This window comes from Pseudomonas sp. MF6747 (assembly GCF_963890955.1).
Taxonomy (GTDB): Bacteria; Pseudomonadota; Gammaproteobacteria; order Pseudomonadales; family Pseudomonadaceae; genus Aquipseudomonas.
In genome coordinates, this window is record NZ_CAWPSZ010000009.1 from 48,537 (window position 1) to 69,758 (window position 21,222).

Genomic DNA, 21,222 nt, shown 5'->3' on the forward strand with positions numbered 1-21,222 from the left:
AAATGGATTTTAAGGAAAGTCGATGTCGATGTTTTGTCAGATTATGGATAAATCTGAGAGTGGTGGGTGCGGGTGCAAGATCCCATCCAGCGTGTTAACGAAGATTCTGTCGCAAACTGCAGCGGCCAATACGGTGTCGGATGACAAAGTGGTATTGGGCTTTGAGTCTTCTGACGATTGCGCCGTCTATGACGCAGGTGAAAAATACCTTTTATTCACCACCGACTTTTTCTCCCCGATAGTCAACGACCCTTATGTCTTCGGCCAATTGGCAGCCAGCAATGCTGTGAGCGATATCTTTGCTTCGGGCGGAAGTCCACTGATTGCCAACTCGATCATGGCGTTCGACCCGGAACTGGTCTCGGCCGAGCAAGTAACGCAGATGATCCTGGGCGCCCAGTCGGTGATGAACAAGTTCAACGTCAGCATCGTCGGTGGCCACACGATCAAGAACAGCCAGCCCTTGTATGGCTTCTCGATCATTGGTGAGGTGGAAAAGCACCGCTTGAAGAAAAACAACACGGCCAAGGCCGGTGATTGGCTGGTCATGACGCGTCCGATTGGTGTCGGCATCCTCGCCAATGCCCTGAAGACCGGCGTGATTGAACAAGAGGACATTGCTGCGTCGACGCTTGCCCAGATCACCGGCGACAACGCGTTTGGGCGCACGCTGAGCGAAAGCCCTGAAGTCAGCAGTTTGACTGATATCACCGGGTTCGGCCTGATCGGCCATATCAGTGAGATGGTCGGGCTGGGGCAACTGGATGTTGACCTCGATACAAGCGGTCTGGTTTTTTATGACGGTACAGAGTCATTGGCAGTGGCGGTGACGTCGGCCGACAGCGGTATTTTTTCTAACATTAAAAAGTACGCGCAGCACGTGGAGTACCTGGCTGATATTCCCTTGGCTAGAAAGTTTCTGTTGCATGACCCGCAAACGAATGGCGGGTTGCTGTTCACTGTGAGTGCCGAAGGGTTTGAAACGAACCGTCGGACGTGGCAGGCGCTTTGCCCTGATCTGATTGTTATCGGTCGGATGACGCAAGGGACCGGCAAGATCAAGGTCTGCTGAGATGGTAGCCATGACAATCTACCCGGTTATGGTCGGTGTGGGCGTGATGGCGGGTTTCATGTCAGGCCTGTTCGGTATCGGTGGAGGCATCATCGTGACGCCCCTGTTGGTGCTGGTTTACCCGATATTGTCCGGTCAGAAACTGCCAATTGAAGTCGTGACGGGGTTGTCCTCTGCACAGGGCTTCTTTTCGTCCCTCGTGTCGTTCGCGTTGCACCGCATCAAGTTTCAGCCGGATTGGCGAGTGATCAGAAGCTTTGCCGTACCGATGGCTGTCGCCAACTTTTTTGCCTCGCTCCATGCTGATGCCTTCAGCGAAAACTTCATCCTGTTCGTCTTCGGCCTGCTGGGGCTGATGTCGTTGTTGGTCACGTACCTGTTCCGTAAACCGGTGGCCGTGTTGTGCAACCATCAATCGCTGTCGTTGCCACTGATAGGGCTGGTGCTTGGCGTACTGTGCGGGCTGGTTGGACAGGGCGGCGGGTTCATCTACCTGCCTGTACTGATCAGCTTGTTTGGTCTGCAGATAAAGCAGGCCATTTCGACCTCGGCGCTGATCGGTATCATCGGAGCAAGTGGGGCGTTATTCGGCAGAGTGGGCTCAACCATGGATTTTCTCGGCTACACCGGTGAGTTGGTACTGGGGATATTGGTGGGGGGGTTGCTCGGCGCCATGCTTTCTCATCGGCTGGATTCGAGGCATCTGAAGCAGGCGCTGAATGCTTTCGTTTTGCTGTGCTCGCTCCAGCTCATGCTGCGCGTGCTTATTTGACCTGTGAGCCTCTGTTCGCATGTGCGAGCAGCATCCTGAATGACATAAAAAGAAAACCTGGAAGTGTTTGATATGGATATTGCTGTGGATGCAGTTTATGCCGACGTCTGTGGGTCGGCTCCGGTTTCAATGGGTGTCAGCAACATGCTTCAGGCGTTGTTTTCGACCCGCCAATGCGCCAACCCCAATGCCAATCACGCCCTGGGCGTTCAGTTGCTCGAACGCGTCGAACGGGCGCGTGGCAGCATCGCCAGCCTTTTGAACGTGGACGCCGACTGCCTGATTTTCAACAGCGGCTCCAGTGAGGGCTGTGCCCAGGTGTTTCATGGTTTTTTCGAACGCTACAAACATGAGCAACCCTTGGTGTTGTACTCAGCGATCGAACACGCCTGCACCCTGCAGAACATAAACCGCTACAGCCTGGAAGGCCTGCAGGCCATAGCAATCGGGCATCAAATGAACGGTCTGCTCGACACCGAACAATTGGAGCAGTTGCTGCGCGCCCATGCAGGTCGCCCGACGTTGGTTTGCGTTATGGCCGTGCATAACGAAACCGGCGTGATTCAACCGATCGAAGACATCGCCCGACACGTGAAGGCTGGAGGTGGTTGGCTGTTTTCGGACATGACCCAGGCCATCGGCAAAATCCCTGTGGACCTGCACGCATCCGGCGTTGATTTCGCCATTGCGTCAGGACACAAGTTCGGGGCGTTGCCCGGTGCCGGTTTTCTGTACGCCAGAAGCCGCTACGGGTTGTCGCCATTGATTGTTGGCGGCGGCCAGGAAGGTGGGTTGCGCGGTGGTACTCAGAACTATCCGGGCATTCTTTCGATTGAAACCGCGTTGCAAGAGAAACAACACACCTACGGCACCGGCAAAGTCGCGGTACAACAGAGCCGGGAAACGTTTGAACGTACGCTGCAAGCGATGCTGGGCGAAGTGGTCGTGATCGGTCAGCAAGCGCCGCGTGTGCCTTGTGTGAGTTTTGTTGCATTGCCAGGGGTCAATACAAAAAAACTGCAGTGGGCCTTGAACACGCAGTCGATCTACATCACCGGTGGGTCGGCATGCTCGGACAAGCAACGGAGCCTGTCCAACACGGTTATACAACTGGGATATCCCGACCGGATCGCCGGGGCCACGGTGCGCATTTCCATCGCCGAAGCGCAGTGTCAATTGGCGTATGAGCGGATTCTGGCGGGTATCGCCCAAGCGCTGAAGCTGTCTTCGACTGTCCCGGCAGCTCACGCTGTGACCCATGCGTCATGAGGGTAGTGACCTCAGGCTCGGCGTACCTGGACATCGACGCGTATGCCTGTTGCATTGCGTACGCCGAGCTGTTGAATCACCAGGGCGTTGATGCTCGTGCCGTCAGTAGCGCCCCGCTCAATGTCAGCATCTCCAGGACCGTGCTCGGATGGCAATCATCGCTGGACGATTATCGGCCGAGAGCGGGTGATGAGTTCGTGTTGGTGGATGTCTCCGACTACCACCATTTCGACCCGCTGGTGGTGCTTGAACAGGTGGTGGAAGTCATTGACCATCACCCAGGCTTTGAAAACCATTGGGCGCAGAAGCTCGGACCTGCGGCCCACATCCTGCCGATCGGCGCAGCGGCAACGCTGATTTTTCTACGCTGGGAAGCGGCAGAGTTGTTGCCGCTGATCAGCGAAAAAAGTGCCGCGTTGCTGGCCACGGCCATTCTGGACAATACCCTGAATTTCACCGGGCAGTTGACCACCCAAGCGGATATCCGGGCGTATGAAGTCCTCGCAGAGCGGGCGAAACTGGAGGCCGATTGGCCCGAGCGGTATTTCTCCGAGTGTCAGGCCACTGTCGAATCAGACCTGATTGGCGCGTTGGCGGTTGATATGAAGCGGCTGAAAGCCGAGAGCAACCTGCCGCAGGTTTTCGCGCAGCTGGCGGTATGGGATGCCAGTGCGCTCATCCGAACCCATCGTGCAACGATGGGACACTGGCTGGCGGCGCAGGGTGAAGACTGGCTGTTGAACGTCATCAGCATCCGCGAGTGCAAAAGCTACTTTCTGGCTGAGCCCTTGGTCAGCCAACAAAAGTTGAGCCATTTACTGTCGATCGAATGGCAGGCCGCAATGGCGGTGCTGGAGCCCGCGCTGCTACGCAAGGAACTGTTGAAGTTGGGGTTGGCCGCGTCTGCGTTGTGAGTAAACCGCAGCTGGTTTTGTAGCCGCGTTGAAGGGCTGTTTTTGGCCGATTCTGTTGAAAAAGTCGTACTCGCTTAGCCAAGGTGACCGCCTGCATCAATGAATAGCTTGCGGAGTTTTTTTCGAGCCGCCTCTGAAAGACGCGGTGAATAGCGTTGAAACTCTTCTTCGGCTGTGTCGGGCTTGCCGTTCATGGCCAATACAAATGCGTATGCAAGAGGATGTTGTATGTAGTTGTAGAAACCCAGGCCACCAGTCGACAAATGCTGCTTGACCCGCTCGAAAGCATCAGGCAGGTCGGCTATCGAACGAGCCTCGTTCCAAAACGATTCAGCTTTTGGAATTGCAGCCCGGAGGATATTGGGTGCGCGGGTTGCTATGACATCAGGTCCGTAGCTGCATGAGATATCAAACGCTCGATCTCGCACATCGAAAGTCAGATCAGGTCGTGCTGATTTTGACGTCCTGTGCCATTTGATTTCATTGCCGGAAAGATGGGGAACGAAGTCCAGTGACAGAGCCCATGACGGCGCTAGCGCGCCGCCTTTGCACTGCTCAAGGCGAAAGAGTTGGCGAATGGGAGCATTGACGCTACGAAGCCAGGACAGCGGGCCCTGAACTTCGAACCCTAACGGCTGTAAAAGTGATTCTACGGTTGGCGAAACAATTTCGTGGATTTGATCTATTCGCACTATTTCGAACGTTTTTCCCTGCATCGTCGGCCCCATGCCCAAAAGTAATCCCACTTCGACAACTACGGTCGTTGGTTCGACCTCAGATAATGGATGGAGTCTTCTTCATCTACATTCGGGAATCAAGGCACACGAACCCTCTCTCGGCGAACTGCCTTTTACATCAGCAGATGATGAACTGTCCTTTTGCAAAAGTCGCTCTCCTGATTGGTCTAAGGCAAAATCTGCCCGTCGGCCAGCGGGAGAGTACGCAGCATGATGGGACAGTTATCGAGTAAGCAGGATCGGCTGTTTTATTCGTTCAATCTTGAAGAACACATCCCAAAAAATCATCTCCTGCGTAGCATTGATCGGTGTCTCAATCTGAGCGACCTGCGCCACTACCTCGCCGATTTCTATAGCCCGATTGGGCGCCCTTCGATTGATCCTGAACTGATGATCCGCATGCTAGTCGTGGGCTATTGCTATGGCATTCGCTCCGAACGGCGCTTGTGCAGAGAAAAACGGGGTCAGACCACAATTACTTTAACTGTGGTCTGACCCCTTTTTTTTCTTTTTTTTGGATGGGCTGCGAATTGAGAGTCGTGCGAGCGACAAAATAAAACTGCCCGTTATTCCTGTGCTTGGGACAGAATGACATCTCCCCTAAACAGTTCGGCCTCGCACACCATGGACGACATTCATTTCACACCTGAACAGGTGGCCTCTCGATCTGGCATTGCTCAGGTGGATAAGGATGTGAGGCACTGGTTAGTGAGGCTTCCCATCGCTGAGAGACTCGATTTTCTAAAGCAACTGTGGCCACTGAACTACCGATACACACTCAAACTGCTCCAGGCTGCGCAGCTACCTCGGCAAGAAAACGAGGATATGTTCAGGCACTGGCTGCGTACGGGCCAGCACAATACGGCGCAGGAACTTATCAAGCGGTTGGAGCCGGTTTTGGGGGAGAAAAATTTCTGGAAGATTGCATCGCAGGAGGTTGTTACACCGGTTATGTGGGAGTTCTTGAATTACTATGGTGGTGGACGATTGGGCTCTCAAGTCGACGGAAAGTGAACCTTTAGCCTTTTCTAGCCGGTTTGTTTTCAGGGTACTCAGCTGGCCTGGCCATCGGTGGAGACTGTTCTTCGCGGCTTGATTTCTGCTTGTGGTGATAGGTAGAAAACGGCCAGAAGCGGCCGATCGGATTAGACTACTCCGAAGTCCTGTCAGAGATCATTTGCATGCTGATTGAGTGCCGAAGGTGCGGCCAAGGTTACGTTCGAGCAATGAGAGTTCGCTCTACAAAAATTTTGCTGTGGGTGTGCGAAGAATGTGAAGCAACGTGGACGAGCCAGGCTGAGGTGAATGTCTGTGATTTTGAAGACTACGGAACGTTAATGGCCGATATTGGACACAGCTGCTTATGGTCAGAATTGGAGCCGCACTGAAAAGTTAGTTAACGCGTGCTTTCTGTCAAATGCCCGCTTTGGGTCGATTTCTGCCTGTCGTGAGTGGCGGAAATCGGCCAAAAGCGGACATTGATCCAAGTAAACTTAGGTTTCGTTCCGCCCAAGCTTTCCTTGAAGTGGGACACCATGTGCTTAATCGCATCTTTGATCACGGAGTGGTTATATTCGGTCTTCGCGTAGTACTTGCACTGCGTGGCGGTGATTTCGCTTGCGGTGCGGATATCGATGTCCTCGGTGCACTCAATCTCAATAGAATCGTCCGGCGAAGCCAGTTGCAAAACGCTAAAGATAGACAGATCGAACTGGTAAAAATAACCTCGGATAGTGTCAACGGCGCTTCTGTCGGTCATGGCATGTCCATCTGCTATGTCTCTATCAGTGATTGCTCGCATTCAGCATTGCAAGTCGGTGCAAGTATTCCAACGTGCCATTCCGTAGATGCTGGCGAGTACCCGCAGTACACCAAGCACGCGTTACGATCATTTTTGCGGTGACAGATTTTGCTGAGCAGGCACTGTAGAGATATCACGGAATATTGTCCGGCTGTGCATCAGCACGGCTAATCACTATAGCTCAGCTTCCGAGACGGGATGAGCGAACGACGGCTTGATTTTCTGAGAGCCCGCTATTGGCCGATTGCTGCCCTCCATAAAGGTCAGCTTAGGGTGAGAGCGGCCTATCTCGCAGCGCATACCACCATAAGCCAACAGCCCCCCGTGAAGCCAAAGCACCTCGACCAGATACCAAACGCTTCACACCTATAAAGCTGGTAAAAACACACCAACCAAGCCCCATCTTTCTCGGAACCTCGCCATGCCGCGCCTTCTCCCCCTTCTGCTCTTGCTTCTACCCAGCCTGGCCCACGCCCTCCCCGCCCTGAAAGACACCACGCTCTACACCACCACCGCCCACGACTGCGTGGACGTCAACCTGGCCACCTGGCAGCACCCCACCCGCACGTTACTGGAGAAGAACAACTTCCAGCTCGAACGCATCCAGCTGTGCAACGGCAGCCATTACCCTATTTTCCAGGTGCAAGCGCCCTACGACCCACGCGGTCAGACCAAGGATTTTTTCCTGCCGTTGTATGAGCACATGCGCAAGGCCAACGGTAAATGGCCTTACGCGTTGGTCGACAGCAGTGACGCGGTGGTGGTGTACGTCAGCTACCCGAAAGACGATGAGATCTCCCTGGATTACGAGGGTTTCGAAGCACCGTAGAAGCGCGTTTCAAGCGTTGCAGGTGACCCGGCAGGGGATGCATTGCGAGGGCATTTCAGGTAATGATGCGCCCCCCACATCAAGGACGATAAAAACAATGAAAACCGCGCTGCGCGCCCTGTTGCTGCTGTGCCTGTCTACGCCCGCCTTCGCGGCCGAAAGCCCGGTGGGTTTCAAGACCGCCACGCTGCCCGATGCCACACACCAGCGCCCGCTGGAACTGGTGGTCTGGTACCCCGCTACCTCCACAGCCCAACCCAAGCTGATCGCCGACAACGCGGTGTTCATCGGCGCCCTCGCCGTGCCCGACGCGCCACCGGCTGCCGGCGAGCATCCGTTGGTGGTGCTGTCCCACGGCTACGGCGGCAATTGGGGTAAACAGGTGTGGCTGGCCAGTGCCTTGGCGCACCAGGGTTATATCGTGGCTGCGGTCAATCACCCCGGCACCACCACCAAAGACCGCAGCCCCCAAGCCGCCGCGCAACTGTGGCTGCGCCCGGCCGACCTGAGCCGCGCTATCGACGCGGTCCTGGCTCAGCCGCAGCAATTTGGCGCGGTCGCGCCTACCCGGATTGCTGCGGTGGGCCACTCCCTCGGCGGCTGGACCGTGATGGAAATCGCCGGTGCACGCTTCGACCCCGACCTGTTCAGCCGCGACTGCGCCGAACACCCGAAGCTGGGCGGCTGCATCGGCTACCAGCAGATGAACCCCGCCGCCACGCCCGCCGGCAAGGCCCAGTTGGCCGCTGACTTGAGCGACAAACGCATCACCGCAGTTGTGTCACTGGACCTGGGCTTGTCGCGAGGCTTCACCAGCGCCAGCCTGGCCGCACTGCCGGTGCCGGCGCTGGTGATCGCCGGGGGCGTGCCAACCGAGGACATGTCGCCCGAATTGGAGTCCGCCGACATGGTCAAGCGCATGCCAACATCCTCCACGCAGTACGTGGAGATCAGCGACGCCACGCACTTCAGCTTTATGCCGATCTGCAAGCCGGGTGGCATGGCATTGATTGAAGAAAGCTCGCCGGGCGATGGCATGATTTGCCGGGATGGCGAAGGCGCGCGGCCACGGGCGGTGATTCAGCAGCAAGTGGTGGCGCTGATCAGCGGGTTTCTGGCCAGGGCAAGCACGCCGGGTCAAAAAACCACCGAACGCTGACAGGCCGATGTCGCCACGATCTTCCCGCGTTTGAGCACCATCAACCGCGTCGGTAAATCGAGAATCACATCACTGACTGCCCGCGTATCCAACAACACCAGGTCAGCAGCCTTACCCACTGCCAACCCGTAGTGCTTCAAGCCCAGTGCTTTGGCCGGGCTTGTGGTAAGCATCGACAACACCGTGGCCTGGTCGTCCGCCCCGCCCAGGTGGCAGGCAGGAATCGCCAGTTGCGCAATATTGAGCAAGTCGCCGGTGCCAAACGGGGTAAAGGCGTTGCGAATATTGTTGGTGGCCAGGCACACATTCACGCCGCCATCACGCAGGGCCCGCACCGGTGTCAGCGTGCGGCGCACGTTATGACTGTCGCCGCGCGCACCGAGGTGCAGGTCGGTGGCAGGCAGGCACATGACGCTGATGCCAGCCTCGCGGATCAGCGCAATGATCTCGTGCTGTTTGTGCGGGGGCACGGCGCCCAGGCTTGTCAGGTGGCCGACACACACGCGGCCTTGGTAGCCTTCCTGAAGGGTTTTGCGCGCGAGGTACTCAATGGTCATGTGTTCGGCGTGGTCGGCGAAGTCCTGGTGCAAATCGATGTCCTTGCCGTAGCGCTTGGCCAGGGCGAACACAAAGTCGATATGTTCATGCGCCGAGTCATCGTTGTAGGGGATGCCGCCCACCACATCGGCGCCTTTTTCCATGGCCTCGACCATCATTTCCTGCATGCCGGGCAGCTTCAGGATGCCTTCCTGAGGAAAGGCGACCACCTGAATATCGATGACGTCGCGAAATTTCTCCCGCAGTTCCAGCACCGCATCAAACCCGGTGAAGCCTTGTACCGGGTCGAACTCGGCGTGGGCACGCACATGAGTAGTGCCGGCTTGCACCAGCGCACGTAAGACCTGGGTGGAGCGCTCCAGAATGTCGTCGCGGGTCAAGCTGGGTTTGAGTTCGGCGGTCACCGCAATCGCCTCTTTCAACGTGCCGGAGCGATTGGCCTTGCGGTGCATGACATGGGCTTTTTCCAGGTGCAGGTGGCCTTCGACAAAACCGGGTATCAGCACGTTGCCGTGACCCTGAATTTCCTGCTGGGCATGCGCTGAAATGCGCGGCGCAATTTCAATGATTTTGCCGTCGTGCACCGCCACGTCCATCAGCGGTTGTGCGTCGTCGACGCGTACGTTGCGAAAGATTAAATCCATGGGTATGGCCCTCAAGTTGCTGCCCTCAGGCGCACCGGGCGCAGCGGTAAAAACACAAACAATGGGTGGCTTAACCGTTGGAACAGCCGTTACCCATCACGTGGTATTCAAGAATGTGCTGCTGGCCCTTCGAGTCTTCATAGGTCATGCGCACAGGCACCACAGCGCAGACGTCTGCAATGTCGCTGATGGAAATGACGTGGGCGATGTCCAGGTGCTGGGCATAGCTGTATTGCTCAACCGGAAGTAGCTGGTCGGCCATCGCCGCGCTGCAAAAAACCCCAACCACCAGTGCAAGTAACGCTTTCATGCTCAGATAACCTCTTCGACATCGTGAGGAGAGTGGAGCCCGGCGACCAGGCGCCGCCGGGCCCTTTGCGGACGTGATCAGAACGGTTTGGTCGGCAGGTATTTGCCATCCAGGGTGATCACCGCGCGCGAGCCGCCGTCCGGGTCTTCAACCTTCTTGACGTCGAGCTTGAAGTTGATCGCGCTGATAATGCCGTCGCCAAACTTCTCGTGAACCAGTGCCTTGAGCGTGGTGCCGTAGACCTGAATCATTTCGTAGAAACGGTAGATGGTCGGGTCGGTCGGGATGCCGTTGCCGATGCTGCCGCGCACGGGGATGGTTTGCAGCAGCAGCACAGCGTCCGCGTCGAGGCCCAGGGTGTCGGCAACGGTTTGGGCGGCGTCGGCCGGCAGCGGGTGTTGGCCGAGCAACGCAGCGGTGACGAAGGCTTCGTGCAGGCCAGTGCCCTCGGCGATCTGGGCGAACGACAGGTCTTTGCGGGCCTTGGCCAGCAGGATGACGTCGGTCAGGGCAAGGCGAGTGTTCTGGCTGATGTGTGACTGGATCATGGGGTTATCTCCGTGAGTAAAAACAATGGGTAAAACGGTTGATGGGGAAAGCGCCAACTATCAACTGTGGGAGCTGGCTTGTCGGATCGCCGCACCGCTGCGATGCAGACACCTCGGTGCATCAGGCAGGGTAATCGGCCAGCGGCACGAAGGTGCCGGTGCGGCTATCGAAGGCCTGGATACAGCCGCTTTCGATGTCGTAGACCCAGCCATGCAGGGTCACGCGCTTCTCTTCGAGTGCCAGCCGTACCGAGGGGTGCGTCTGGATATTGGCCAATTGCGCGATCACATTTTCGCGGACCATGGAGGCGACTTTGGCGGACTGATCGACATGCTGGCGAGCCTCGTTGACCACCCGGCCGGAGTCGGCGTAGCGCAGCCAGCTGGCCACGGCGGGCATGTGGTCCAGGCATTTGCAGGTGGCGATGGCGGTCATGGCGCCGCAGTCGGAATGCCCGCAGATCACGATGTCGCGAACCTGCAAGGCCGCAACGGCGTACTCCACTGACGCCGACACGCCGCCCGGCTCCGGGCCGTAGGACGGCACGATATTGCCGGCGTTGCGGATGACGAACAGGTCGCCCGGCTCACGCTGCGTGACCAGCTCGGGCACCAGACGGCTGTCGGAGCAGGAGATGAACAGCGCCCGTGGGCTCTGCTGGTTGGCCAGGTCTTTGAACAAGCCGGCGCGCTCAGGGAAGGCACTGCGCTGGAATTTCAGGAAACCGTCGATGATGTCTTGCATGGGTAACTCCTTTGAATCGCGATGCGATGGAGCAAAGGTTACGGAGCCCGTGCAATAAGGTAAAAGTCTCATATATGATCCGGCACATTAGATAATCTTATGAGTACAAATATGCTGGCACGCCATATCCACTACTTCCTGGCCGTTGCAGAACACCAAGGCTTTACCAAAGCGGCGGCGGCCCTGCATGTCTCGCAGCCTGCACTGTCCCAGCAAGTGCGGCAGTTGGAGGAGAGCCTCGGTGCCCAGTTGTTTGATCGATCCGGTCGCCAGACGCGCCTGACCGATGCCGGTGAGGTGTACCTGCGCTATGCGCTGCGGGCGGCGCAGGAGCTGCAGCAAGGCAAGCGCGCGATTCATGACGTGGGCGATCTGAGCCGGGGCACGCTGCGGATTGCCGTCACGCCGACGTTCACCACCTACCTGGTGGGGCCGCTGGTGGAGGCCTTTCACGGCCGCTATCCAAACATCTCGCTGAACGTGCGTGAGGTTGCCCAGGAACAGATGGAAAACCTCCTGCTGGCGGACGAACTGGACGTGGGGATTGCGTTTGATGAGGTGCATGCGCCCGACATTGACGCCACTCCCCTGCTGGTCGAAACCCTTGCACTGGTAGTCGGCAAGCAGCACCCGCGGGCTGAGGAGCGGGTTATTGGGCTGGAGGCGCTGGACGGTGAATCACTGATTTTGCTGGGCAAGGAATTCGCCACCCGCGAGCAGATTGACCGCTATTGCAGCACGCACGGCATTCGCCCACGCGTGGTGATGGAGGCCAATGTGATTGGCGCGCTGATTGAGGTGGTGCGCCGGACTACGCTGTCGACGCTGCTGCCCGCCGCGATTGCGCGGGCGCATCCAGAGTTGGTGGCCATTGAGCTGGGCCCGCAGCGGTTACAGCGCACCGCCGTGTTGATGCAGCGCAAAGGGGGTTATCAGCCTGCGGCGGCGCGGGCGTTTTTGGCGCTGGCCAAGGACGTCGCCGAGGGGCTGACCTGACAAGGCAAACGGGCCTACTTACCAGGCCCCCAAACAATGGCCTGAGCCACCACAACGTACTCGCCGTTGAAGGTGGCCGCTGGCGAGCCATATAACTGATAACCCAGCGCAAGGGCTTCAGAGACGCGGTGACAAAACGCGGCGTCATCCTTGCCCGTCAGTAGCCGGTAAACAGGTAATCCATCGGGCGGCGAGGTTTGCATGGTGTGGTTTTCCTGGTCGACATGAAAGTATCAGGCCCCAACGCATCGTACGGCCCGTGAACGAATCGACAGCAGCATCCATGATTTCCTGCTTCGGCTCAAATCTGCCAATCCGATAAGCACAGCGGCACGCGCGCTCGTCAGGAATGTTAAGGGTGCACGGCTTGATCATGGAGGGCTGCCGTTGAGTTCCGTATCACATCGCCTTGAGTAATACTCGCCCGGCCCCAACCCCGATGTATTCCCCGTGTAACCTGGTCGAGTAGCGCGAATAGTCATGGATAGAACTAAACACAGCGCGTTCGCCTATCAGGCGGTGTACCGCTACCTGGTCGAGTTGATCGACGCCGGCCCGCCAGACGGCGAACGCAAATTGCCGTCTCTGCGCCAACTGGCCGAGCGCCTGGGTGTGTCAGTGTCGACCACCAAGTACGCCTACGCGCTGCTTGAAGATCAAGGGCGGATCTACGCCAAAGCCAAGTTCGGCTACTTCACCCGATCGCTAACGGCGCCGTTATTGACTGAAGGCACATCAAGCCTGCTCGACCAGGTGTTTGCCACGGCCCGCCAGCCCGGGATGCTGGCGCTGAGCAGCGATGCCCCGGCGATGCTGCTGTCGCTGGAACACCCGCTGCTGATGCTCGAACGCGAACTCACTCGCCAACACCCGCGCTCGCTGGCGCCGTTGTACCTGCCGTTCGGCGAGCCCGAGTTGCGCACCGCATTGGCCGAGCGCTACACCCAATCCACCGACCATTACTGGCAGGCCGACCATGTGTTTATCGGCTCGGACTTGCACGCGGTGTTGGACGCAGCGCTCAACGCGCTGGACCTCGCCGGCACGGTGGCGTTGGTGGAGTCGCCGTGTTCGTGGGCGATCCTGCGTCAGCTGCAGGCAGCGAAGATCCGGGTGATCGAATTGCCCCTCGACGCGCACGGGCGGTTCGACCTGGCCGCGCTGGAAGGAGTACTGAAGCGGGCGCCGATTCGATTGGCGGTGCTGTCGTCGACGGTGAATATCCCCCAGGGTGGCGTGATGCCCGCGCAGGATAAACAGCAAATTTGCCGCTGGCTGGCAGAGCGGGATATCTGGCTGTTCGAAAACGACACCTACGGCGAGTTGTATTTCGAGCCGCCACCTGCGCGCTATCGCGACTTTGCCGACCCGCAGAAGCTGTTGGTGTTTTCGACCTTCGACAAAGTCATCGGCGCGGAAGCGCCTTATGGGTACGTACTGAGTCGCGGGCATGGCTCGCAGTTGCAGCGAGAGTTTCTCAAGCGCGGGTTCCGCCTGTCGCCTATCCGTCAGAAGGCGATCGCCAAACTGTTCACGTCCAAGCGTATCGACCCACATTTGAAAGCGCTGCGAGCGCTGTTGCTCAAGCGCATGACCCAACTCGACGCGCTGCTGAGCGAACACGATCAGTGGCAGGTACACCGCCCCCATGGCGGCGCGAGTTTCTGGCTTGAGGCTTCGCCCGCCGTCGACATGCGCAAGGTATTCGAGCGTCTGCGGGCCGAGCGCATCGTCATTGCGCCCGGCGAGCTGTTCAGTCAGCAAGGCGCCTGGCGCCATCACCTACGCCTGAGCTACACCCTCGACTGGGGCAAGGATATCGCCCAGGCCGTAAACCTGCTGGCCCAGGCGATGCGTCAAAGCCCGTAGCAATGCCGCGCCTCGGGGAAACGCCCGTGGCGTACGTCATCGGCAAAGCGCTCGCAGGCATCGCGAATCACCGCGCCGACATCGGCGTACTGTTTGACGAAACGTGGCAGGTGCTCACCGCTCAGGCCCAGCACGTCTTCGGTGACCAACACCTGGCCATCGCAGGCAGGCGAGGCGCCGATGCCGATCGTCGGCATTTTCGCGTCCTGGGTAATCTGCCGGGCCACACCTTCGGCCACGCCTTCCAGCAGCAGGCTGAAAGCGCCCGCCTCCAGGTTGGCACGCGCATCGTCAACGATCACCGCAGCGGTTTGAATCGTGAGGCCCTGCGCCTTGAAACCGCCCATCACATTCACAAACTGCGGCATCAGCCCCACATGGGCCATCACCGGAATGCCGCGCGCCACCAGAAACTCAACCGTGCTGGCCAAGGCCTGGTTGGCTTCCAGCTTGACGGCGTCGCACCCGGTGCGCGCCAACACCTGGGCGCAATTGCGAAACGCCTGCTCGTGGGATTCCTGGTAGCTGCCAAACGGCATGTCGGCGATGACACAGGCCAGGCGCGTGCTATCGACCACTGCGCGAGTGTGGCCGATGATTTCTTCGAGCTGCATGCTCAAGGTTGAAGGCCGGCCATAGCCGACCATGGCCGTGGAATCCCCCACCAGAATGAAGTCGACCAACGGGTCGATCAGCGTGGCGATGGCGCTGGAATACGCCGTCAGGGAGACGATTTTCTGCTGGCCTTTCATCGCGACCAGTTGCGGGACGGTGATGCGTTGGGTGCGGGTATGGGTGCTCATCAAATGCCTTCCGTTTGCGCTGAATACCCGGCCTGATTATTGGCAAAACAGCCGGTGATTCAATGCACAGATCGGCGCTGAAAAGCGACCCAGATGCCAAGACGTTCCGTTGTGGCGAGGGCCGTTGCGCGTTCGCCAACAGCACCGGGGTCACGCAGAGGGGTTTATTTGCCCTCGATCAACCGCAGCGCCAACGGCGCGCTGAACGTGCCAGCCGCCGGCCCACCATGGCAGTCGGCGATGGGCGAAGAGGCGCCGTCCGAGTTGCCCGGCAGCTTGATCCACAGCGCCAGCAGGTTGGGCGTGACGGCGTGCGGCAGCATGCCCAGCTTGCGTGCAGGCGGGTTGCACCAGTCGCCAGGAACGGCGCCGTTGCCGTTGCGGCTGGTGTCGACGACCACCGCCTTTGTGTAGGCGTGATCAGCAAAGAGCCTGGCGTTGATCCGGTCGGCGTAGTCACGGGATTGATCGAGCGTGTAGAAATTGGAGACGTTCAGCGCAAAACCGCGTGCGTTTTTTATCCCGGCCGCATGCAGGGTATCGGCCATCTGCGCGGCGGGCTTCCAGCGCGCGTTACCGGCGTCCAGGTACACGTCGGCCTGGGGCGCGCGTTGCTTGAAAGCTGCGACTGTGTAGTTGAACAGCGCCAGGCGCTCGTCTCGCTGAGACGGGCTGAGGCACTGCATGTCTGGCAAGGCATCGGGCTCCAGGATGATGATCGCCGGTTTGCGGCCAACGCCGTTGATCAGGTGGTCGATCCAGGCGCGATACGCCGTCGCATCGGCCGCGCCGCCTGCAGAGGCGCCGCCGCTGCAGTCACGGTGCGGCAGGTTGTAGGCGACCAGAATCGGTGTGGCGCGGGCCGTGGCGGCGGCGGATACGTAGCGCTCCACACGCGCCTCAAGCTGATCGCTGCCCTGGCTGCTGCCGGTCAGCCACAGGGCACTCGGCACCTGCGCAATGGCCACACGGATGATTGCCGCATCGGCCGCCTGCGGGTTGTGTTTTACCCACTGAGCAGCGGTCGATTCAGGATTGACGTAGAAGGCGTCGCCGGCTTGCGCAGCCGGTAGCACCGCTAACAAAACCAGACCGGCAACCCCAACGATGAACCTGAGCATAGGTTGACTCCACAAGGCCGAGGCCTGACGCACTGCCTCAAGCTGATATCATGCGAACACTTACCCGTTGAGTAGCACACCATGAACCGCCAGAAAAAACTGCAGCAGCTCTTCAAGGCCAAAGCAAAAAAAGCCAGCGCCAAATTGGCCCCCAAGAGCAAAGATAAATACATCAGCAAAGCCGACCGCGCCAAACTCGAAGCCCAGGACGATCAAGCGTTAACCACCACCGACACGCCCAGCTGACGGCGTCCCCGCTTCATATTTGCCCCAGATACGCCGCAGATGTCGCGCCGAACCAAAGCCCGCGCGCTCGGCGACGGTTTCAATGCCCAGGGTCGATTCAACCAGTAATTCACGCGCCACGGTTAAACGCAGGGTGTGCAGATAATCCAGCGGACTGATGCCGACGTGTTCGTGAAACAGTCGCGCCAGGTGCCGGGTGCTGGTGCAGGCCAGGCTGGCCATACGCGCGACGGTCCACGGCTCACACGGGTCTGCGGCGACGGCGTCCTGCACCCGATGCACGGCGGGATGCAGGTGGTTGCGCCCGGCGATCCAGGCCGACAGCTGTGGATCGGCGCCGCTGCGGCGCATGTACACCACCATGTCCCGTGCAACCGCGCAGGCCAGTCGCGGCCCGGCCAGCTCGGCAACCCAATGCAGCATCAGGTCGATGCCAGCAGTGACGCCGGCACTGCAACTGATGTTGCCATCGGTGACGTACAAGCGGTTTTCCAGTACTCGAGCCTTGGGCGCCAGGGTTTGCAAAGCGGCGCACAGCGCGTGGTGCGTGGTGCATTGGCGTCCGTCCAACAGCCCGGCGCGGGCGGCGCTCAAGGCCCCCGCACAGACGCAAACCAGCTTCTCGCCAGACGGCGCGAACACCGCCTGCAGCCACTGGGTCAGCACGCTGCTGGCCGCTTCAAATGCCTGCTGCCCCGCCTTGCTGACCTTCGATGTAGAGCCCACCAATACCACCAGCGTGCCCGGCGCCAGGGTTGGCGGAAGCGGCGCCAACCCGGTCAGGGGCAAGCCGATGGACGTTTGCAGCGTTTCAACCGGGCTGACGTATTGCAAGTCGAACTCAACGGCCGTCGAGTCCTCGACCTGAGCGGCCAGGCGCAGCACTTCGGCGGGACCGGCAAGGTCCAGCATCAGCACGTTGGGCAGCAGTACAAACAGCACCGGCACGCTCACGGGGTCAATCCTCCAATGCCTGGGCGACCGTGACGATGCGCGCAAAGCGGCCTTCCAGCACCAGCTCCGTACGCTCGCGTATTTCGGCTGCGGTATAGACCCGGCCGCTGCGCGCGTGGGTCATCGGGAAGGTCAACGTCGCTTCGCTGACAAACTCCACACTGAGGCCACTGTCCGACGCCTGCCGCGTGGTGGTTTCACAGCACTGTTCGGTGCGGATGCCGCTGATGATCACTGTGGTCACTCCCATTTCCGTGAGCCGCGCCGCCAAGGGCGTGCCGGCGAACGCGCTGTGAAAGCGCTTGTGAATGACCTGGTCAGGGTTGATCGACAACTCGCTCAATGCCCGAACATTGCCCGAGGCCAGCGAAAAATGCCCCTGGTCTTCCACATGGAAGACTTGTATCACCGGGATGCCCTGTTGAACACACCCATCAATGAGGGCCTGTTGCTTTTCCAGGTAACCCGGCAGGTCATTTTCGGACCAGTAGCTTGAATGGCGGAACGAATGCTGGGCATCGATAACAATAAGGGCTTTGCGGCTCATGAGGTGTCCTGTTGGCGTGCAGTTCAGTGAGTGATGCAAGCCATACTAGGCAGTGCGGCACGCGAGCGACAGGCACATGACGGACCACATGCGGACGTATTCGGACATTCATTCTCAGCGGCGCAAAGCGCCTTGGGAGGTTTCACGCAAGGTGGTCAAGGCAATCAACGCACAGACCGCCGCGCCTGCCATGAAAAACCCCGGGATCAGTAAATTGCCGGTCGAGCCGATCAGTGATGTGACGATGTAAGGCGTGATCCCGCCGCCCAGGATGGCGCCCAGATTGATGCTGATGGCCATGCCGGTGTAACGGACCCGAGTGGGAAACTGCTCGGCATAGGTCGGGTAGCCCACCGACTGGATCACCGGCATCGGCAGCGTCGCCACAAAAAACGCCAGGACCGCGATGAACAGGCTGCTGTTGTTCATCAACACCATCATCGGAATCACCAGTACCGCATAACCGACAAAGCCGATGGCCAGGGCTTTCTTGCGCCCGATGCGATCCGACAGCCCGCCCCAGAACGGCATCAGCGCGGCCATGCACAGGCTGACGCCGGCGATGACCCAGTAGATCTTGGACTTCTCGAAATGCAGGTAGGTGGTCAGGTAGATGTTCATGAACACCAGGCCGATGTAGTAGCCGGCGTTCTGTGCAAAGGCGAACACCACCACACGCAGCACCGCCGGCAGGTTCTGCGTGAGCACCTCCTTGACCGGCGCGGTGGGCGGCTTTTCCACGGCAAGAAAGGCTTTGAACTCAGGCGTCTCCTCGACGTTGTGGCGCATGATGCACGAAAAGATCACCAACGGAATCGCCAGGAAAAACGGGATACGCCAGGCCCAGGCTTGCAGCTGCTGCGCATCGACAAGGCCAGTGGTGATGCCGCAGATGATCGCTGCCATCGACCCGCCAATCGCAACACCCACCGGCGTGAACGCACCGTAGAAGCCACGGCGGCCCTTGGGTGAAGACTCGGCCAGAAAAGCCGCAGCCCCAATCACCTCGCCGCCGGCGAAAAAGCCCTGCGCCAGCCGGATCAGCACCAGCAGGATCGGCGCGGCAATCCCCACGTGGGCGGCCGTCGGCAACAGCCCGATCATCGCGGTAGCGGTGCCCATTCCGATGACGGTGCTCAGCAACACTTTGCGCCGACCGATGCGGTCCGCCAGCCGCCCGAGCAGAATGCCGCCCAACGGCCGGATCAAGAATGCGCTGCCAAACACCGCCAACGTGGCCAGCAATGCGGCGGCGTTATCGCTGGGAAAAAACAACGGCGCGATAATCGTCGCCATAAAGCCGTACACACCAAACTCGTAATACTCCACTGCAGTGCCCGTCGCGGCAGCGATGGCTGCCCGCTTGGCGATCCTGGTGGCGCTGCTGCCAGCGGTCTTGTCGAACTCGCCCAAACGCGGCGATGGGATGGGAGTAGCGATCACGCGAGACATAAACACCTTCCACTCTGACCGTTGGTCATTTGAGTTATTGAGGTGGACAGTTCCACCCAGAAGTAAACCCGTCAGGTTGCGAGGGGTTTTAATGCTCGACAGTAAGAAATGTGAACGTGGGCTTAATCATCTAGCGCTCCTGTTTTTATTATCGGTAGCGACGGCTATTGCTCAGTGGGCGGCCTCCAGTCGTTCCAGCGCGTGTGCACGCGCCACGAACAACGCTTGAGCCGTGGGTAAATCAATCAGCGAAAATCGAATCTCATCGCCGGGCAACAGTTGCGCAAGCCTGGGTAAATCCACACTGGCCACCTGGGCGATGCGCGGGTAGCCACCAGTGGTTTGCCGGTCGGCCATCAGCACAATCGGCTGACCACCGGCGGGCACTTGAACGGTGCCGAAGGCCACGCTTTCGGACAGCAGCTGGCGGGGCTGCGTCAGGTCCAGCGCGGCGCCGTCCAATCGATAACCCATGCGATCCGAGGCAGCGGTCAGCTGATAGGGCTCATGCAGGAAGTCATGGCGAGCCGTTTCGGTGAAGTCGGCCCATTCGCGCCCCGGCAGCACCCGAATGGACGCGGGACGTGTCGGCGCGCCAAGCCGCCAGCCCGCAGGAATATTCAACCGCACGGGGTTTGCGAACGATGAGCAAATGGGGATCACATCGCCGGCTTGCAGTGCGCGCCCCGACAGCCCGCCAAACCCTCCCCGGCTATACGTGCTGGCGCTGTTCATCACCGGCGTGAGCAGATAACCGCCGGCCACGGCCAGATAGGCCCGCGCGCCGTACTCACGCGTCTCGAAGCGAAGCATCGCGCCCGGTTTGATACGCACGGCGCGCCCGGGTTGCAGCGCAACGCCGTCCAGTCGCGCGCCCAGGTCAGCCCCGGCCAGGGCGATCAGCGCCTGTGCCTGAAAGCACAAGACCGGGCCTTGAAGGGTGATTTCCAGGGTCGCAGCGGTGGTCGGGTTGCCCACCAACAGGTTGGCCAGCGCATGCGCGTCCTGGTCCATGGCGCCGTTGACCGGCACGCCCCAATGCTGGAAGCCCACGCGGCCGATGTCTTGAAAGGTGGAAAACAGACCGGGCCTGATCACTTTGATGGTCATCGCTGCGCTCCGGCCAGTTGTTCAAATTCACGGGCGGTGATGGGCACGAAGCGCACCTGATCGCCACCGCTCAACAGGCACGGCGGCTGATTGGCCGGCGAAAACATCGACAACGGTGTGCGGCCTACGATGTTCCAGCCACCTGGCAAATCAGTGGGGTAAATCACGCTCTGACAATTGGCCAGGCCGACGCTGCCGCGCGTGACCAGCGTGCGCGGTACGGCGCGGCGCGTCAGTTTCAACGCAGGCTCGTGCATGCCGATATAGGGATGGCCCGGTGCGAAACCGACCATCAATACGTCGACCCACTGCCCGCTGTGTGCGGCGATGACTTCGTTGGGCGTGATGGCGCAGGCGTTGGCGATGTCCAGCAGATCCGGCGCGTAGTCGCCCTCGTAGCACACCGGGATTTCCAGGCGTTTGGGTGTGACGCGCGCCAGGTTGTGCTGTTGAGTCAGGGCGTTTTCCAACACCTGGGCAATCGCGTCGTAGGGCAACAATTCGGGGTACAGCCTGGCGATGATAGGCGGGGCATAATGCACGCCCACGGACACCATCGCCGGGATCACATCGGTCACGCCGCCAAGCAGCCCACGCGCCAACAGGTCATGCAGCGTGGCACTGAACGCCACGGCACGGCGGTTGGCCTGCGCGCTGAACAGCGTTGCAAACACCACCACGATGCAGCTGTCGCCACACGGCTCGAACTGCCAGCGCTGTTCGGCACGCACAGGCCGAAAATCACAGTCAACGTCAGACATCACGT

General features: G+C 59.5%; 24 protein-coding genes and 1 pseudogene. 11 read left to right on the forward strand and 14 right to left on the reverse strand.

Annotated elements, in window-relative coordinates:
* Nucleotides 1-22: 22 nt before the first annotated feature.
* The 4 genes from selD (at nucleotide 23) to AACW30_RS10640 (ending at nucleotide 4,027) form a co-directional block, all read left to right on the forward strand.
* Complete coding sequence (gene selD / locus AACW30_RS10625; RefSeq protein ID WP_200624976.1) at nucleotides 23-1,072, forward strand: selenide, water dikinase SelD; 1,050 nt, start codon at nucleotides 23-25, stop codon at nucleotides 1,070-1,072.
* Between the two features lie 10 nt (nucleotides 1,073-1,082).
* Nucleotides 1,083-1,844 carry a sulfite exporter TauE/SafE family protein gene (locus tag AACW30_RS10630; RefSeq protein ID WP_234452677.1) on the forward strand — a complete coding sequence of 254 codons (762 nt, stop codon included), beginning with the start codon at nucleotides 1,083-1,085 and terminating at the stop codon, nucleotides 1,842-1,844.
* Nucleotides 1,845-1,916: 72 nt separating this feature from the next.
* The gene (locus AACW30_RS10635) at nucleotides 1,917-3,113 is read left to right on the forward strand and encodes a cysteine desulfurase family protein (RefSeq protein ID WP_200624978.1); all 1,197 of its coding nucleotides are present in this window, start codon (nucleotides 1,917-1,919) and stop codon (nucleotides 3,111-3,113) included.
* Complete coding sequence (locus AACW30_RS10640) at nucleotides 3,110-4,027, forward strand: DHH family phosphoesterase (RefSeq protein WP_200624979.1); 918 nt, start codon at nucleotides 3,110-3,112, stop codon at nucleotides 4,025-4,027. The genes AACW30_RS10635 and AACW30_RS10640 overlap by 4 nt, the downstream gene beginning before the upstream one ends.
* 74 nt (nucleotides 4,028-4,101) lie before the next feature.
* On the opposite strand, the gene AACW30_RS10645 is transcribed toward AACW30_RS10640, so the two are convergent.
* Nucleotides 4,102-4,743, reverse strand: coding sequence for a hypothetical protein (locus AACW30_RS10645; RefSeq protein WP_234427157.1), 642 nt, complete (start codon nucleotides 4,741-4,743; stop codon nucleotides 4,102-4,104).
* 231 nt (nucleotides 4,744-4,974) lie between these two features.
* On the opposite strand from AACW30_RS10645, the pseudogene AACW30_RS10650 reads away from it, so the two are divergent.
* Nucleotides 4,975-5,220: pseudogene (locus AACW30_RS10650) on the forward strand (transposase); the annotation flags it as partial.
* A gap of 168 nt (nucleotides 5,221-5,388) precedes the next feature.
* Nucleotides 5,389-5,778 (forward strand): hypothetical protein, encoded by a 390-nt coding sequence (locus AACW30_RS10655; RefSeq protein ID WP_200624980.1) that lies wholly within the window; start codon nucleotides 5,389-5,391, stop codon nucleotides 5,776-5,778.
* A 382-nt stretch (nucleotides 5,779-6,160) separates the two neighbouring features.
* Here the strand turns inward: AACW30_RS10655 and AACW30_RS10660 are convergent, their stop codons facing one another.
* Complete coding sequence (locus tag AACW30_RS10660) at nucleotides 6,161-6,523, reverse strand: hypothetical protein (protein WP_234452679.1); 363 nt, start codon at nucleotides 6,521-6,523, stop codon at nucleotides 6,161-6,163.
* Between the two features lie 463 nt (nucleotides 6,524-6,986).
* Here AACW30_RS10660 and AACW30_RS10665 point away from each other — a divergent pair, with 463 nt between their 5' ends.
* Together AACW30_RS10665 and AACW30_RS10670 are read left to right on the forward strand one after the other, a co-directional pair.
* A complete protein-coding gene (locus AACW30_RS10665) occupies nucleotides 6,987-7,394 on the forward strand; it encodes a hypothetical protein (RefSeq protein ID WP_200624981.1) in 408 nt (135 codons plus the stop codon).
* Between the two features lie 97 nt (nucleotides 7,395-7,491).
* Nucleotides 7,492-8,553 (forward strand): alpha/beta hydrolase family protein, encoded by a 1,062-nt coding sequence (locus AACW30_RS10670; RefSeq protein WP_200624982.1) that lies wholly within the window; start codon nucleotides 7,492-7,494, stop codon nucleotides 8,551-8,553.
* On the opposite strand, the gene AACW30_RS10675 is transcribed toward AACW30_RS10670, so the two are convergent.
* From AACW30_RS10675 to AACW30_RS10690, 4 genes are all read right to left on the reverse strand, one after another.
* The gene (locus tag AACW30_RS10675; RefSeq protein WP_200624983.1) at nucleotides 8,532-9,755 is read right to left on the reverse strand and encodes an amidohydrolase family protein; all 1,224 of its coding nucleotides are present in this window, start codon (nucleotides 9,753-9,755) and stop codon (nucleotides 8,532-8,534) included. The two genes, AACW30_RS10670 and AACW30_RS10675, sit on opposite strands and share 22 nt — an antisense overlap.
* Before the next feature lie 70 nt (nucleotides 9,756-9,825).
* Nucleotides 9,826-10,065, reverse strand: coding sequence for a DUF2790 domain-containing protein (locus tag AACW30_RS10680; protein ID WP_106576594.1), 240 nt, complete (start codon nucleotides 10,063-10,065; stop codon nucleotides 9,826-9,828).
* A gap of 77 nt (nucleotides 10,066-10,142) precedes the next feature.
* A complete protein-coding gene (gene cynS, locus AACW30_RS10685; RefSeq protein ID WP_119742460.1) occupies nucleotides 10,143-10,613 on the reverse strand; it encodes a cyanase in 471 nt (156 codons plus the stop codon).
* A 121-nt stretch (nucleotides 10,614-10,734) separates the two neighbouring features.
* Nucleotides 10,735-11,358: a carbonic anhydrase gene (locus AACW30_RS10690; protein WP_200624984.1), complete on the reverse strand. Its 624-nt coding sequence runs from the start codon at nucleotides 11,356-11,358 to the stop codon at nucleotides 10,735-10,737.
* A gap of 111 nt (nucleotides 11,359-11,469) precedes the next feature.
* Here AACW30_RS10690 and cynR point away from each other — a divergent pair, with 111 nt between their 5' ends.
* Complete coding sequence (gene cynR, locus AACW30_RS10695) at nucleotides 11,470-12,354, forward strand: transcriptional regulator CynR (RefSeq protein WP_200625029.1); 885 nt, start codon at nucleotides 11,470-11,472, stop codon at nucleotides 12,352-12,354.
* 14 nt (nucleotides 12,355-12,368) lie between these two features.
* On the opposite strand, the gene AACW30_RS10700 is transcribed toward cynR, so the two are convergent.
* Nucleotides 12,369-12,557 carry a DUF1737 domain-containing protein gene (locus tag AACW30_RS10700; RefSeq protein ID WP_106576590.1) on the reverse strand — a complete coding sequence of 63 codons (189 nt, stop codon included), beginning with the start codon at nucleotides 12,555-12,557 and terminating at the stop codon, nucleotides 12,369-12,371.
* 277 nt (nucleotides 12,558-12,834) lie between these two features.
* Between AACW30_RS10700 and AACW30_RS10705 the strand changes: the two genes are divergently transcribed.
* Nucleotides 12,835-14,223 carry an aminotransferase-like domain-containing protein gene (locus AACW30_RS10705; RefSeq protein ID WP_200624985.1) on the forward strand — a complete coding sequence of 463 codons (1,389 nt, stop codon included), beginning with the start codon at nucleotides 12,835-12,837 and terminating at the stop codon, nucleotides 14,221-14,223.
* Here AACW30_RS10705 and panB read toward each other — a convergent pair.
* Both panB and AACW30_RS10715 read right to left on the reverse strand, forming a co-directional pair.
* The gene (gene panB, locus AACW30_RS10710; RefSeq protein ID WP_200624986.1) at nucleotides 14,211-15,026 is read right to left on the reverse strand and encodes a 3-methyl-2-oxobutanoate hydroxymethyltransferase; all 816 of its coding nucleotides are present in this window, start codon (nucleotides 15,024-15,026) and stop codon (nucleotides 14,211-14,213) included. The genes AACW30_RS10705 and panB overlap by 13 nt on opposite strands.
* 164 nt (nucleotides 15,027-15,190) lie before the next feature.
* Entirely contained in the window at nucleotides 15,191-16,147 is a 957-nt protein-coding gene (locus tag AACW30_RS10715) for a glycoside hydrolase family 6 protein (RefSeq protein WP_200624987.1), read from the reverse strand.
* Nucleotides 16,148-16,228: 81 nt separating this feature from the next.
* Between AACW30_RS10715 and AACW30_RS10720 the strand changes: the two genes are divergently transcribed.
* Nucleotides 16,229-16,393: a DUF2986 domain-containing protein gene (locus tag AACW30_RS10720; RefSeq protein ID WP_119742450.1), complete on the forward strand. Its 165-nt coding sequence runs from the start codon at nucleotides 16,229-16,231 to the stop codon at nucleotides 16,391-16,393.
* Here AACW30_RS10720 and AACW30_RS10725 read toward each other — a convergent pair.
* The 5 genes from AACW30_RS10725 to pxpB all read right to left on the reverse strand — a co-directional run bounded on the left by AACW30_RS10725 (nucleotide 16,367) and on the right by pxpB (nucleotide 21,217).
* Nucleotides 16,367-17,347, reverse strand: coding sequence for a GlxA family transcriptional regulator (locus AACW30_RS10725; protein WP_200624988.1), 981 nt, complete (start codon nucleotides 17,345-17,347; stop codon nucleotides 16,367-16,369). The genes AACW30_RS10720 and AACW30_RS10725 overlap by 27 nt on opposite strands.
* 4 nt (nucleotides 17,348-17,351) lie before the next feature.
* Complete coding sequence (locus tag AACW30_RS10730) at nucleotides 17,352-17,894, reverse strand: cysteine hydrolase family protein (RefSeq protein ID WP_124418098.1); 543 nt, start codon at nucleotides 17,892-17,894, stop codon at nucleotides 17,352-17,354.
* A gap of 114 nt (nucleotides 17,895-18,008) precedes the next feature.
* Nucleotides 18,009-19,346: an MFS transporter gene (locus tag AACW30_RS10735; RefSeq protein ID WP_200624989.1), complete on the reverse strand. Its 1,338-nt coding sequence runs from the start codon at nucleotides 19,344-19,346 to the stop codon at nucleotides 18,009-18,011.
* Between the two features lie 171 nt (nucleotides 19,347-19,517).
* Entirely contained in the window at nucleotides 19,518-20,456 is a 939-nt protein-coding gene (locus AACW30_RS10740; protein WP_124418099.1) for a 5-oxoprolinase subunit C family protein, read from the reverse strand.
* The gene (gene pxpB / locus AACW30_RS10745) at nucleotides 20,453-21,217 is read right to left on the reverse strand and encodes a 5-oxoprolinase subunit PxpB (protein WP_119742440.1); all 765 of its coding nucleotides are present in this window, start codon (nucleotides 21,215-21,217) and stop codon (nucleotides 20,453-20,455) included. Before pxpB ends, AACW30_RS10740 begins: the two co-directional genes overlap by 4 nt.
* Between the last annotated feature and the right edge of the window lie 5 nt (nucleotides 21,218-21,222).